Below are 14,416 nucleotides of genomic sequence, written 5' to 3' on the forward strand. Positions count from 1 at the left end.
GAGAAAGGAAAACCCATGGACGCGTTCACCGACTTCGCCGTGGTGATCAACCACGAGGAGCAGTACTCGATCTGGCCGACGGAGCTGGACGTGCCGGCGGGCTGGCACGCGGTCGGCAAGAGCGGCGCGCAGCAGGAGTGCCTCGACTACATCGACGAGGTGTGGACCGACATCCGCCCGCTGAGCCTGCGCACCGCGCTGGGGGTCTGACATGACCGCCACCACCGACATCGAGGGCGTGGTCGCCGAAGTCTGGGCCGACGTGCTCGGCGTCGAGCGGGTCGCGCCGACCGACGGCTTCTTCGCCCTGGGCGGCTACTCGCAGCAGGCGGTGCGCACCGTGCACCTGCTGCGGGACCGCCTGGGCGTGGCCGTCACCCTGCGGGACCTGATGTCGGCGGGCACGCTCGCCGACTTCACCGCCGCCGTGCGGGCCCGTGCCGAGGCGGGCGCGCCCGCCCGGCCGGTGGTGCGCCTGACCGGCAGGCGCGGTACGCGATGACCACCGCCGTCGCCCGCCCGGTCGTGCTGGACGACTGGTCCTACCTGCCCCGTCCGCAGAGGACGGGGACGCAGCGCCTGGTGTGCTTCCCGCACGCGGGCGGCGACGTCGGCACCTTCGCGGAGCTGGCCGCCGCGGTCGGACCGGACGTCGAGGTGCTCGCCGTCCGGCTCCCCGGCCGGGGCGGGCGCTACACCCACCCGCTGCCGGGCACGTTCGCCGAACTGACGTCCGCGGTCGCCGCGGGCATCGGTCCCCGGCTCGGCCCGGACGCGGTGTTCTACGGCCAGAGTTTCGGCGCGCTGCTCGCCTACGAGGTGGCGGTGGCGTTGGGGCACAGGGGTCCTGCGGCGGTCGTGGCCGCCTCGGCGCCCGCCCCGGCCGACTGGGAACGCACCGTCTCAGATGTCGTGGCCGACCCCGCCGCCGGTGCGGAACGGCTGCTCGCCGAGTGCGGGCTGACCGTGCCCGACGACGACGCGGTCCGCGCCATGGTGCTGGCCGTGCTGCGCGCCGACATCGCCGTCGGCGCGACCTACCGGCACCGGCCGGTCCCACCGGCCCGGTTCGCCGTCCACGCCCTGGCGGGTGCCGCCGACTCCGGCGCGAGCCCGCCCGGGACGTGGGCCGGCACCACGACGGGTCCGTTCACGTCGGCGGTGCTGCCCGGCGGGCACCTGCTCGTCGCCCCCGGCGACCCCGGGCCGGCCGACCTCCTCCGAACCCTCTGCCTGGGAGCGCGCAGTGACCACGACCACGACAGTTGACCTGACCGACGCCCGCCTCTGGGCGGAACCCGGCATCGGCGCGCTCGTCGACGAGCTGCGCGCCGTCGCCCCCGTCCAGCTCACCCACACCGCCGAGGACGGTCCGGTGTGGTCGGTGCTGTCGTACGAGCACTCGTCCGCCGTGCTGACCGACGCCGCCACGTTCACCTCGGCGGGCGGCTCCCTGCTCGGCACCGGCGGTGCGCCCGCCGGGGCCGGGAAGATGATGGCGCTGACCGACGGCAAGCACCACCGGGACCTGCGGGCGCCACTGTTGCCGTTCTTCTCCCCCAAAGGCGTGCGCGGCAGCGCCGAACGCATCAACGACCTCGCCGCCCAGGTCGTCACCGAGGCGGTCGCTCGCGGGCAGGTCGACCTCGTCGAGGTCATGGCCACCGTGCCGCTGGTCGTGATGTGCGACGTGCTCGACATCCCCGAGTCCGACCGCGACATGGTCGTGTCGGTGTGCGACGCGGCGTTCCTCGGCACCACCCCGCAGGACCGCAGGGCCGCCCACCAGCGGCTGCTGCCCTACCTGTTCGACCAGGCGATGCGCCGCCGGATGGCCCCGGCCGGCGACCTGATCAGCGTGCTCGCCACGCACAAGGTGAAGGGCCGCCTGCTGCCGATCGAGGACGTCGTCCTCAACCTCGACAACATCATCGTCGGCGGCGTGCAGACCGTCCGGCACACCGCGGCGATGAGCATCATGGCGCTGCTGGACAACCCCGCGGAGTTCCAGCGGCTGCGCGAAGGCGCCGTCGAGGTCGACTCCGCCACCGACGAACTTCTGCGCTACACCTCCGTCGGCCTGCACGTGCTGCGCACCGCCACCCGCGACGTCCGGCTGGGCGGGATCGACATCGCGGCCGGCGACAAGGTCGCGGTGTGGACGTGGGCCGCCGACCACGACGCGGCCGCGTTCGACGCCCCGCACGAGCTGCGCCTGGACCGGTCGCCCAACCGCCACCTGGCCCTGGGCGTCGGCCCGCACTACTGCATCGGCGCGCCGCTGGCCAAGGCCGAGCTCGGCGCCGTCTACCGGGCGCTGCTCGACCAGGTCGCCGAGATCGAGGTGACCGGGGAACCGGTGCACAACCAGTCGATCATCAACTTCGGCTTCGACCACCTGCCCGTCACCCTGCACGCGCGCTGAGAGAGGTCCCTCCCATGTCCCAGACGACGACCGTCGGCGTCGCACCCCCCACCCGAAGGCCCGGCTGGACCCGCGTCGGGATCGTCCTGGGCGGCCAGGGCGTGTCGCTGATCGGCGACCAGGTCTTCTTCATCGCCGCGGTGTGGGCGGCCGCCCAGATGGGCGGGACGACCGCCGTCACGCTGGTCACCCTGGCCGAGTCGGTGCCCCGCGCCCTCGCGATGATCTTCGGCGGGGTGCTGTGCGACGCGCTGGGGCCGCGGGTCGTGTTGCTGCGCACCACCTCCGTGCGGATCGCGGTGCTCGGCGTGGCCACGGTGCTCGCGCTGACCTCGCCGTCGGTGTGGCTGCTCGTCGTGGTGGCCGCACTGGAAGGCGCCTTGCTGGGCCTGGGCACGCCGTCGTTCGGCACGCTCATGCCGCGCATGGTGGACGGCGACCAACTCGGCCGCGCCAACTCCGTGCGCACCATGGTCGCCCGGTTCGCGCCGATCATCGGATCGCCGTTCGGCGCGTGGCTCGTCGCCGAAGGGCAGCTGCCGGTCGCCCTCGGCGTGGTGACGGTCGGGTGTGTGGTCGCGCTGCTGTGCCTGGCACCGGTCACCAGGGAGATCTCGGACCCCACCGGCGCGCCGAGCGGGGTGCCGATGTGGAAGCGCACCGGCGACGGGCTGAAGTTGCTGCGCTCCAACCAGAAGCTGCGCCTGCTGTTCCTCTCCGCGCTGTGCCTCGACTTCGCGTTCGCCTGGCCGATGAACCCCGGCCTGCCGGTGCTCGTGATCGAGCGCGGCTGGCAGGTCTCCGCCGTGGGCCTGGTGATCGCCTGCTGGGCGGGTGGCGCCCTGGCCGGAGCCGGGATCAGCGCCGTCGTCGGCGAGCGGGTCCCCTTGTCGTTCCGGCTCGTGGGCAGCGGTGTCGGCATCGGCGTGCTGCTGGTGGCGATGGTGCTCGCCCCGACGCTGACGGCGATGGCCGTCCTGTCCGTCGCTTTGGGGCTCTGCTCCGGCCTCAACGGTCCCGCGGCCGTCACGCTCTACCAGAAGGCCGCCCCGGCCGACCGGCTCGGCACCGCCATGGCGATGCTCGCGCTGGCGGGCATCGGCTGCGCCCCCTTCGCCTACGCCCTCTCCGGCGCTCTCGCCGGCCTCACCTCGCCCGAGCTCGCCTGGGCGGTCACCGCGCTGGTCGCGTTCGGCGGGCCGATCGCGGCCGCCCGCGCGCTGCGGATCCCGTCGGCCTAGAAAGGAAAGCCTCCCATGTCCGCACTGTCGTTCGGCCAGCAGCGCCTGTGGTTCCTCGACCAGCTCGACGGTCCTGGCTCCGCCTACAACGTCCCGGTCGCCCTGCGGCTGCGCGGACCCCTGGACGTCGCCGCCCTGCGCGACGCCGTCGCGGACGTGGCGGAGCGGCACGAGGTGCTGCGCACCGTGGTCCCGGTGGTGGACGGGACGCCGGGGTACCGGGTGGTGGAGGACGTGAGGCCGCCGTTCGAGGTGGTCGACGCCGCACTGCCCGCGGCACTGATCGCGGCGGCGTCCCGGCCGTTCGACCTCTCCACCGAGATCCCCTTGCGCACCACCCTGTTCCGGGTCGGGCCCGACGAACACGTGCTCCTGTTGCTGCTGCACCACATCGCCGCCGACGGGGGCTCGTTCGGACCGCTGCTGCGCGACCTCGACGCCGCCTACACGGCCCGGGTCGCAGGGACCGGCTCGGGCTGGGAGCCGTTGGAGGTGCAGTACGGCGACTTCGCGTTGTGGCAGCAGGAGGTGCTCGGCGACGAGGACGACCCGGGCAGCCTGCTCTCCGAGCAACTGGCGTACTGGGGCGGCAAGCTGGCCGGCCTGCCCGAGCGGATCACGTTGCCCGCCAACGGACAGGGTTCGGGTGCCGGGATCGTTGAGGTCGAGCTGCCGGCGGAGCTCTGCGCACAGCTGGCCGACGCGGCTCGGGCGGCGGGCTGCACGCCGTTCGTCGGGCTGCAGGCGGCCGTCAGCGCCTTGCTGGCCCTGAACGGCGCCGGACCGGACGTCGTGCTGGGCACCCCGGTGTCGGGCCGGCAGGATCCCGCCCTGGACGACCTCGTCGGGTTCTTCGGCAACACCCTCGCGCTGCGCACCGACCTCTCCGGTGACCCCGGCTTCGGCGAGGTGCTGCGCCGGGCCAAGGAGACCGCGTTCGACGCGTACGCGCACCAGGACGTGCCGTTCGAGCGGGTCGTCGAACGGCTCGGCGTGGATCGCGGTTCGAGCGCCCACCCGGTCTACCAGGTCATGCTGGTGCTGCAGGAGGACGCGGCGCCGCCGCGGCTGGGCGGTCTCGACGTCACCGTGGAGCCGCTCGACCTCGCCGCGGCCAAGCTCGACCTGAGCGTGGTGTTCGGCCGGCGTGCCGACGGCGGCATGGACTGCCAGCTCGAGTACGCCGCCGACCGGCTCGACCGCGCCTTCGTGGCGCACCTGGGCGAGTCCCTCGTCCGGCTGCTCGAGGTCGCACTGTCCACTCCGGACGTTCCGCTGTCCCGGCTCGGTCTGCCCGCCACCCCGGCCCCGGTGCGTGCGGAGGAGCCGGTGCGGGTCGAGGAGGTTCCGGTCCGCCGGGAGCCGCGTGACGAACGCGAACGCATCCTTTGTGGACTGTTCGCCGACGTGCTCGGCCTGGAGTCGGTCGGCGTCCACGACGGGTTCTTCGCGCTGGGCGGGCACTCGCTGCTGGCGACCCGGCTGATCAGCCGCATCGGTGCGGTGCTGGGCGTCAAGCCGGGCCTGCGCACCTTCTTCCGCGCGCCGACCGTCGCCGGGCTGGCCGCAGCCCTCGACCAGGCCTCCGGCGCGGCGCACCCGCCGCTGGTGGCCCAGCCGCGCCCCGAGGTCGTCCCACTCTCGCCCGCCCAGCAGGGACTGTGGTTCCTCTCGGGCGTGCGCGGCCAGGACCGCGCCTACACGATCCCGTTGACCCTGCGGTTGAGCGGAAGCGTAGACGTACCCGCACTCACCACCGCCTTGCGCGACGTGGTCACGCGGCACGAGAGCCTGCGCACGGTGTTCCCCGCCGTCGACGGGCAGCCCCGCCAGCACGTCCTGGCCGAGTTCGGTGACGTGCTCACCACGCGCCGTTGTGCCGCCTCCGACCTCGACCGGCTCGTGGACGAAGCCGCCCGCGCGCCGTTCGACCTCGCCGCCGACCTCCCGTTGCGCGCGACGCTGCTCTCCACGAGCGGCACCGAGTCCGTGCTCGTCCTCGCCCTGCACCACATCGCGAGCGACGGCGTGTCGAGCGGCCCGCTGCTGCGCGACCTGGGCACCGCCTACGAGGCCAGGCTGGTGGGTCGCGAGCCCGGCTGGGCGCCGCTGCCGGTGCAGTACGCCGACTACACGCTCTGGCAACGGGAACTGGACCTCGACGGACGGGTCGACCACTGGAAGACCGCGCTCGACGGCCTGCCCGAAGAGCTCGCCCTGCCCTACGACCGCTCCCGACCGGCCGACCCGACCCACGCCAAGGACGCCGTCACCGCCCGCGTCGACGCCGGCACCCACACCGCCCTCACCGCTCTGGCGCGGGCCAACCAGGCGACGCTGTTCATGGTCGTGCACGCCGCACTCGCCGCCGCGCTGACCCGCATGGGCGCGGGCACCGACGTCGTCGTCGGCACGCCCGTCGCGGGCCGCGCCGACGAGGTCCTCGACGACCTGGTCGGGTTCTTCGTCAACTCCCTGGTGCTGCGGGTCGACACCGGCGGCGGACTCGCGTTCACCGACCTGCTCGCCCGCGTCCGCGACGCCGACCTCGCCGCCTACGCCGCCGCCGACGTGCCGTTCGACCGGCTCGTCCAGGAGCTCAACCCGCCGCGCGTGCTCGCCCGCCACCCGCTGTTCCAGGTGGCGCTGTCGCTGACCGGCGGCGGGGACTCCGCCGGTCCGAAGTGGACAGGGCTCGACGTCCGCCTCGACGACGGCGCGCAGGGCAACGCCAAGTTCGACCTGACCCTGACCGTCGACGAGAAGCCGCGCGGCGCGGGGCTGGACTGCACGCTGGAGTTCGCCACCGACCTGTTCGACCCGGCCAGCGCGCGCCGCCTGCTCACCGCCGTCACCCTGGTCCTCGACGCCGTCGCCGCCGATCCCGGCCAGGCCGTCGACCGCCTGCCCGTGCTCGACGCCGCCGACGGCGCGCTGGTGCTGCGCGAGTGGAACGACACCGGCGCGCCCTTCCCGGACGAGACCGTGCACGCCCTGTTCTCCGCCCGCGCCACCGCCCACCCCGACGCCGTCGCGCTGATCACCGACGACGCTCGCGTCGACTACCGCGAGCTGGACGAGCGGTCCCACCGCGTCGCCCGCCACCTGCGCGACTCCGGAGTGCGGCGCGGGGACGTCGTCGGCGTCGCACTGGAACGCGGCGTCGACCTCGTGGCCGCCGTGCTCGGCGTGTTCAAGGCGGGCGCGGCCTACACCGTGCTCGACCCCGCGCTGCCGGCCGAGCGCATCCGCGAGATCAGCACCGGCGCCGGGGTCGGTGAGGTCCTCACCCCGGAACGGATGGCGGCGGCCACCGCGCTGTCCGCCGAACCCGTCGAGGTTCCGGGCGCGCCCACCGACGCGGCGTGCGTCATGTTCACCTCGGGCTCCACCGGGCGTCCCAAAGGGATCCTGAGCTCGCACCGCTCGATCGTGGCGAGCCTGCTGTCGCAGTCGTTCCTGGACTTCGGCGCGGAGGAGGTGTGGCTGCAGTGCTCGCCGGCGTCGTGGGACGCGTTCGTGCTGGAGCTGTTCGGGCCGCTGCTGACGGGGGCCGCCTGCGTGCTGCACCCCGGCTCGCGTCCCGAACCCGCGGTCGTCGCCCGGCTCATCCCCCGGCACGCCGTGACCACCGCCTACCTGTCGGCCAGCCTGTTCAACTACCTCGTCGACGAGCACCCGGACGTCTTCGCCGGGATGCGCCAGGTGATGACCGGCGGTGAGGCCGCCTCCACCCGCCACGTCGGCGCACTGCTGCGCCGCCACCCGCACGTCCGCCTGGTCAACGGCTACGGCCCGGTCGAGAACATGATCATCGGCACCAGCCACGAGCTGACGCCGTCCGACGCGCTCGGCCGGTCGGTGCCGATCGGCCGCTCCCTCGCCAACAAGCGCACGCACGTGCTCGACGCCGCCCTCCAGCCCGTGCCGCCCGGTGTGGTCGGCGAGGTGTACCTGTCCGGCCTCGGGCTCGCCGAGGGCTACCTCGGCCAGTCCGGCCTCACCGCGGGACGGTTCGTCACCAGCCCGTTCGACGGGCCCGGTGAGCGCATGTACCGCACCGGCGACCTCGGCCGCTGGAGTGCCGACGGCGTGCTGGAGTACGTCGGCCGCACCGACGACCAGGTCAAGATCCGCGGGTTCCGGGTGGAGCCGGGTGAGGTCGGCGCGGTGCTGACCCGGCACCCCGGGGTCGCCCAGGCCGCGGTGGTGGTGCGGGAGGACCGGCCCGGGGACAAGCGGCTGGTGGCGTACCTGGTGCCGGCGGTGGTCGACGCGGCCGGAGGCCGCGGGAAGGACGCCGGGGCCGACACGCTCGACGCCGGCCAGGCGGCCACGTCCGACGCCGCTGCGGTCCGCGTGCTCGACACCGCCGCGATCCGTGCGCACGCCGCCGCCGCACTCCCCGACTACCTCGTGCCCAGCGCGTTCATCGTGCTCGACGCCCTTCCCCTGACCCCCAACGGCAAGCTCGACCGCCGCGCCCTGCCCGCCCCGTCGGCCGAGGCCGCCCCCGACCAGGCCCGGCCGCGCACGGCCCGTGAGGAGATCCTCTGCGGGATGTTCGCCGACGTGCTCGGCGTCGAGGAGGTCGGCGTCCGCGACGGCTTCTTCGACCTCGGCGGTCACTCGCTGCTGGCGGCCAAGCTGATCGCCCGCGTCCGCACCACGTTCGACGCGGAGCTCGCGCTCGCCGTCCTGTTCGCCGACCCGACCGTCGAGGGCGTCGCGGCCGCCGTCGACCGCGCCGCGGGCAGGCCCGTGCGCCCGGCCCTCACCGCGGGGCCCCGGCCGCGGGTGCTGCCGCTGTCGCCCGCCCAGTCGCGGCTGTGGTTCCTCAACCGCCTCGAGAACCAGGGCGCGGGCTACGCCGTCCCGTACGCGCTGCGGCTGACCGGCGCGCTCGACCGCGCCGCGCTCGAAGCCGCCCTGCACGACGTGGTCGGCCGGCACGAGGCGCTGCGCACCGTCTTCCCCGAGGTCGACGGCACGCCGTGCCAGGTCGTGCTCGACGACTGGCGGCCCGCGCTGCACGTCGTCGAGGACGCCGACCTCGACAGCGCGCTCGCCGACGCCGCCCGGCAGGAGTTCGACCTCGCCACCGAGGCGCCCGTGCGCACGACGCTGTTCGCCATCGGACCCGATGAGCACGTGCTCCTGTTGCTGCTGCACCACATCGCCGTCGACGGCGCGTCCCTCGGGCCGCTGGTCCGCGACCTGCGCACCGCCTACACCGCGCGGCTGGAGGGCGCCGAGCCCGGCTGGGCACCCTTGCCGGTGCAGTACGCGGACTACACGTTGTGGCAGCGCGACCTGCTCGACTCGCTGCTGGCGGGCCAGGTCGAGCACTGGCGCGGTGCGCTCGCGGGGCTGCCCGACGAGCTGGCGCTGCCCGCCGACCGCGCCCGTCCCGCCGTCGCGACCCACCGGGGCGGCACGGTGCCCGTCGAGATCGGCGCCGCCCTGCACGCCCGGCTGCTGGAACTGGCCCGCGAGCACCGCGTGACGCTGTTCATGGTCCTGCAGGCCGCGCTCGCGACGCTCCTCACCCGCGTCGGCGCGGGCACGGACATCCCGATCGGCACCCCTGTCGCCGGTCGCGCGGACCGCGCCCTCGACGACGTCGTCGGGTTCTTCGTGAACACGCTCGTGCTGCGCGTCGACACGGCGGGCGACCCCGCGTTCACCGACGTGCTCGCCAGGGTCCGGGAGACCGACCTGCGCGCGTTCGAGCACCAGGACGTGCCGTTCGAGCGGCTCGTGCAGGAGCTGAACCCGGCGAGGTCGCTCGCGAGGCACCCGTTGTTCCAGGTGTCGCTGGTGCTGCAGAACAACGACCAGGCCGACCTGTCGCTGCCGGGTCTCGCCGTCACCGAGCACGAGATCGGCGCGGAGAGCGTCAAGTTCGACCTGGGTCTGGGCTTCGCCGAGTCTCCCGACGGCGGGCTGGACGGTTCTCTCGCCTACTCCGCCGACCTGTTCGACGCCGAGACCGCGCGGGGCCTGGCCGACCGGTTCGTCCGCGTGCTGGCCGCCGTCGCCGCCGAACCCGGCCGGCGCATCCGCGAGATCGAGGTGCTCGCTCCGGCCGAGCGCGTGCGGATCCTGCAGGGCTGGAACGACACCGACGCCGACGTGCCCGCCACGACGTTGCCCGCGCTCTTCGCCGCCCAGGTCGCCCGCACCCCGCACGCGCCCGCGGTCGAGTTCGACGGCACCGGCCTGACCTACGCCGAACTGGACGACCGCGCCACCGCGCTGGCCCGCGCCCTGCACCGCGAGGGCGCCGCTCCGGGCCGCACGGTCGGCGTGGCGCTGCCGCGCTCGCTGGAGCTGATCGTCGCGCTGTACGCCGTGCACAAGACGGGCGCGGCCTACCTGCCCGTCGACCCCGGCTACCCGGCCGACCGGGTGGCGCACATGGTCTCCGACGCCGACCCGGTGCTCGTGCTGACCCCGGAGTCGCTCGCCGCTCTCCCCGCGGCGACCGAGGACGTCCCGCTGCCGTCGGCGACCCCGGACGACGCGGCGTACGTCATCTACACCTCGGGCTCCACCGGCAAGCCGAAGGGCGTGGTCGTCCCGCACTCCGGCATCGTGAACCGCCTGCTGTGGATGCAGGACCGCTACCGCCTCACCCCGGCGGACCGCGTCCTGCAGAAGACCCCGTCGAGCTTCGACGTGTCGGTGTGGGAGTTCTTCTGGCCGCTGATCACGGGCGCCGTCCTGGTCGTCGCGAAACCCGAGGGGCACAAGGACCCCGCGTACCTCGCGGACCTGATCGAGGACGCGGGCGTCACCGTCGCCCACTTCGTGCCGTCGATGCTGGAGGTCTTCACCGCCTCCGTCGCGCCCGGCCGCTGCCCCGGGCTGCGCCAGGTCGTCTGCAGCGGCGAGGCCCTCCCCACGCCGTTGGCCGAACGCTTCGCCGCGGGGTTCGCCGCCCACCTCGACAACCTCTACGGCCCCACCGAGGCGTCCGTGGACGTGACGTGGCAACGGTTCCGGCACGACCCGACGCCGTCCGTCCCCATCGGACGTCCGGTGTGGAACACCCAGGTCTACGTCCTCGACCCCGCGCTGTCCCCGGTGCCCGCCGGCGCGACCGGGGAGCTCTACCTCTCCGGCACGCAGCTGGCCACCGGTTACCTCAACCGGCCCTCGACGACCGGTCAGCGCTTCGTTCCCAACCCCCACCGGCCAGGGGAGCGGATGTACCGCACCGGTGACCTGGTCCGCTGGCACGCCGGTGGAGTGCTGGAATATCTGGGGCGCACGGACGACCAGGTCAAGATCCGCGGGGTGCGGATCGAGCTGGGCGAGGTGGCGGCGGCGGTCTCCGTGCACCCGTCGGTGGTGCAGGCCGCCGCGGTGGTCCGGGAGGACCGGCCCGGGGACAAGAAGCTGGTCGTCTACGTCGTGCCCGTGGGGTCGGCCGGTTCCGGCGCGGCTCCGGGAACGGAGTTCGCCGGCTTCGACCCGGCCGCGGTGCGCGATTTCGCGGCGCGATCCCTGGCCGAGGCCATGGTCCCCGCGGCCGTCGTCCCGGTGGCCGAACTGCCGCTGAGCCCGTCCGGCAAGCTCGACCGCAGGGCCCTGCCCGCCCCCGACTTCACCCGCACCCCGAGCCGCGCGCCGCGCGACCACCGCGAACGCGTCCTCTGCGCCCTGTTCGCCGACGTCCTCGGCCTCGACTCCGTCGGCGTCGACGACGACTTCTTCGACCTGGGCGGCCACTCCCTGCTCGCCACCCGCCTGGTCGACCGCGTGCGCCGGGCCCTCGGGGTGCGCGCGACCATCCGGTCCGTCTTCGACGCCCCCACCCCCGCGGGGATGGCCACCCGCCTCGACGAGGCGGAGACAGACCCGCTCAACGTCCTGCTCCCGTTGCGCTCCACCGGTTCGAAGGCGCCGCTGTTCTGCGTCCACCCGGCCGCGGGCATCGGCTGGGTCTACTCAGGACTGCTCCGCCACCTCGACGACCGCCCCGTCCACGCGCTGCAGTCCCGGGCCCTCACCGAGCCGTGGGCCGGCACGCTGGACGAGATGGTCAAGGACTACGTGGCCGAGATCCGCGCCGTCCAGCCCGAGGGGCCCTACCACCTGCTGGGCTGGTCGTTCGGGGCCCAGGTGGCGCATGCGATCGCGACCCGGCTGCAGGCCGAGAACGCGGAGGTCGCGTTCCTGGCGCTCCTCGACGGCTACCCCGGCAGCTCCACGGGCACGGCAGACGCCTCGGACCCGACCGCGGACCTCCTGGCCTCCCTGGGCCGCACGTCCCTGGACGACCTGGTCCCGGTCCTCGGCGCCCGAGCCGTGGCCGCCCTCCCGGCCGTCTTCGCCCACAACCGGCACCTGTCCGACACCCACACCCCCACGACCCCCTACCGCGGCGATGCCCTGTTCTTCCTGGCCACCGAGGGCCGCACCGAGTCCTCGCCGCACCCCGACGCGTGGGCCCCGCACATCACCGGGACCCTCCACCTGCACCCCGTCCCGACCACTCACGGCGACATGACCCACCCCGTTCCCTTGGCAGAGATCGGAGCCACGATCGCCGGTCACCTGAACAGCGGGTGCTAGATACCCAGGCGCTGCTGTTCGGCCTGCACCACCCGCTGTTCCACCGACACGGCGGAGTCCAGCGCGCTCGCGTGCGAGTGCTTGGTGTCGCTCTCGCGGGCGTAGTGGTCGAACAGCAGAGTCTTGTGGTCGCGGATCTCCTGGACGCGCGCGTCCACGCTGTCCTTGACCAGCAACCGGTGCACGTGCACCTTGCGCACCTGGCCCATGCGGTGGCACCGGGCGATCGCCTGGTCCTCCGTGCTCGGCTTCCACTGCGGCTCGGTGATGATCACCACGGACGCGGCCTGGATGTTGAGGCCCACGCCGCCCGCCTCGATCTGCGCGAGCAGGACGGCGTGGTCCTCGCAGGCGGTGAAGGCGTCCACCAGTTCCTGACGGCCCTGCGCCGAGGTGGCGCCGGTCAGGGGGCCGAAGGCATCGACGTGGTCGGCGACGGCGTCCAGCACGTCGTGGAAGTACGAGAACACCACGACCTTCCAGCCGTTGTCCCTCGACTCCTCGACGATCTCCAGCAGCCGCTCCAGCTTCGCCGAGCCGCGGGGTGTGCGCGGGGTGTAGGCGGCGCGGCGCATCGCCATCAGGTTGCCCTCGCGCACGGCGTCGAGGTAGGCGGCGCGGTCCTGCTTGCCGAACTCGACCCAGTCCTCCACCTCGAGCAGCTCCGGCAGCTCTCCGAGCACGTCCTCCTGGTTGCGGCGCAGGTAGACCGGCGCCACGACGCGGCGGAACGCCTTCGCTCCCACCACGGCGTCGGTGGCGCCCGTGCGGGCCGCGACGCCCGGCTGGAGGTAGGCGACGAGGTTGCGGAACTCCTCGACGCGGTTCTCCATCGGCGTGCCGGTGAGGAGCACGGCCCGTTCCGCGCGCTGCACTACCGCGTTGACCGCCTGCGAGCGCTGCGTGTCCGGGTTCTTCACGTAGTGCGCCTCGTCGACGACGACCAGCGTCGGGCGGAAGCGCTTCGGCAGCACCAGTTTCGGCAGGGTGCCGAAGGTCGTCACGCCGACACCGCCCTGCGCCAGCCACTTCTCCACCGCGCCATCGCGGCCCGTGCCGTGCAGGCGGTGCGGCACGAGGTCGCTGTGCCGCGCGATCTCGTTGACCCAGTTGACGACGACGCTCGCCGGGCAGACCACCAGGAAACCCTTGCGGCCACCGGCGGCGAGGCTCGCCATCACCGCGACGGCCTCGATCGTCTTGCCCAGCCCCATCTCGTCGCCGATGATGACGCGCTTGCGGGCCAGCGCGAACTTGGCCCCGAACACCTGGTAGCCGCGCAGCGACACCTTCAGCAGGCTGGTGTCCAGCGGGGTCGCGTCGACCTCGTGCTCGATCTCGGCCGGAACAAAACCCTTGGCGGCACTGCGATCCGGCACCGCGTCCGCACCCGCGAGGTCGGCGAGGAGCGTGTTGTAGGCGGCCGCGTCGAGCTCGTAGTCGCGCCAGAGCGCGCGGTGGTCCAGGTCCGGCACGCGCAGCTGCGTGCCCACGGCGCGCAACGCCGCCACGTCACGGCCGGCGAGCAGCTTTTCGAGCCGGCCGAGCGAGTCGAGGGCGGCCTGCCGGGTCTTGCGCAGCGAGAAGAACATCCGCACGCGGCTCGCGGCACGGGACGCGGCGCGCACGTCCGCGTCGACCCTGCCCAGCACGTCCCCGAGCGCCTCGTGCAGCGGGCCGACGAGCTGGTTCGCCCTGCGCAGCTTGGACATCAGCTGCAGCAGCTCGGTCTGGGCGCGGTCGGCGCGGTCGGGGTTCAGCCGGACGGTCGTGTCGCGCGCGATGCCGTCGAGCACGGCGCGGGCGACCCGCACGATCTGCTCGGCGGACCGCCTGCCGATGCCGGGCACGCGGTCGAGCTGGTCCGAGCGCGCCGCGGCGACGTCGGCGACGGTCCGGTACCCGGCCTCCTTGAGCGTGCTCAGCCGGAGGTTCGCCCTGGTGTCGCGGAGCTTCTCGACCGGCATGGCCCTGAGCTGCTCGGCCACCAGCGCGTCCCGCACCGCCTGGTACCGCTCGGCCGCGAGCGCGAGCAGCCGGTCCGGTTCCGCGCGCACCCCCGCCGCCTCGGCGCGGAACGCCTTCGCGGCGGCCAGCACCTCACGAGCACGGCCACCGACCTTCGACGAGTCGTCCACCCGTATCCTTCCGTCAGGCGGTCCGCAGG

At 73.9% G+C, this 14,416-nt stretch carries 7 protein-coding genes; 6 read left to right on the forward strand and 1 reads right to left on the reverse strand.

All coding sequences use genetic code 11. The features are described 5' to 3' along the window. The first annotated feature begins 15 nt into the window (after positions 1-15). From BMY74_RS34145 to BMY74_RS34170, 6 genes are read left to right on the forward strand one after another with little or no spacing between them, the layout of a single operon-like run. Positions 16-210: an MbtH family protein gene (locus BMY74_RS34145; protein ID WP_089922775.1), complete on the forward strand. Its 195-nt coding sequence runs from the start codon at positions 16-18 to the stop codon at positions 208-210. Position 211: 1 nt separating this feature from the next. After that, positions 212-502, forward strand: a complete 291-nt coding sequence (locus tag BMY74_RS34150; protein WP_089922778.1) for a phosphopantetheine-binding protein — start codon at positions 212-214, stop codon at positions 500-502. Further along, complete coding sequence (locus BMY74_RS45825; RefSeq protein WP_089922782.1) at positions 499-1,269, forward strand: thioesterase II family protein; 771 nt, start codon at positions 499-501, stop codon at positions 1,267-1,269. Before BMY74_RS34150 ends, BMY74_RS45825 begins: the two co-directional genes overlap by 4 nt. Beyond that, on the forward strand, positions 1,247-2,425 hold the full coding sequence (locus tag BMY74_RS34160) for a cytochrome P450 (RefSeq protein WP_089922785.1): 1,179 nt from the start codon (positions 1,247-1,249) through the stop codon (positions 2,423-2,425). Before BMY74_RS45825 ends, BMY74_RS34160 begins: the two co-directional genes overlap by 23 nt. Positions 2,426-2,439: 14 nt before the next feature. Then, on the forward strand, positions 2,440-3,666 hold the full coding sequence (locus tag BMY74_RS34165; protein ID WP_089922788.1) for an MFS transporter: 1,227 nt from the start codon (positions 2,440-2,442) through the stop codon (positions 3,664-3,666). A 15-nt stretch (positions 3,667-3,681) separates the two neighbouring features. After that, on the forward strand, positions 3,682-12,249 hold the full coding sequence (locus BMY74_RS34170) for a non-ribosomal peptide synthetase (RefSeq protein ID WP_089922790.1): 8,568 nt from the start codon (positions 3,682-3,684) through the stop codon (positions 12,247-12,249). Here BMY74_RS34170 and BMY74_RS34175 read toward each other — a convergent pair. Continuing rightward, on the reverse strand, positions 12,246-14,387 hold the full coding sequence (locus BMY74_RS34175; RefSeq protein ID WP_245786506.1) for a DEAD/DEAH box helicase: 2,142 nt from the start codon (positions 14,385-14,387) through the stop codon (positions 12,246-12,248). The genes BMY74_RS34170 and BMY74_RS34175 overlap by 4 nt on opposite strands. Positions 14,388-14,416: the final 29 nt, after the last annotated feature.

It is taken from the genome of Lentzea albida (assembly GCF_900111005.1).
GTDB classification, from domain to species: domain Bacteria; phylum Actinomycetota; class Actinomycetes; order Mycobacteriales; family Pseudonocardiaceae; genus Lentzea; species Lentzea albida.

What these genes read in the sequence shown, in the direction of transcription:
- BMY74_RS34145 (WP_089922775.1), top strand. Translation starts at nt 16, where the DNA reads ATGGACGCGTTCACCGACTTCGCCGTGGTGATCAACCACGAGGAGCAG.
- BMY74_RS34150 (WP_089922778.1), top strand. Translation starts at nt 212, where the DNA reads ATGACCGCCACCACCGACATCGAGGGCGTGGTCGCCGAAGTCTGGGCC.
- BMY74_RS45825 (WP_089922782.1), top strand. Translation starts at nt 499, where the DNA reads ATGACCACCGCCGTCGCCCGCCCGGTCGTGCTGGACGACTGGTCCTAC.
- BMY74_RS34165 (WP_089922788.1), top strand. Translation starts at nt 2,440, where the DNA reads ATGTCCCAGACGACGACCGTCGGCGTCGCACCCCCCACCCGAAGGCCC.
- BMY74_RS34170 (WP_089922790.1), top strand. Translation starts at nt 3,682, where the DNA reads ATGTCCGCACTGTCGTTCGGCCAGCAGCGCCTGTGGTTCCTCGACCAG.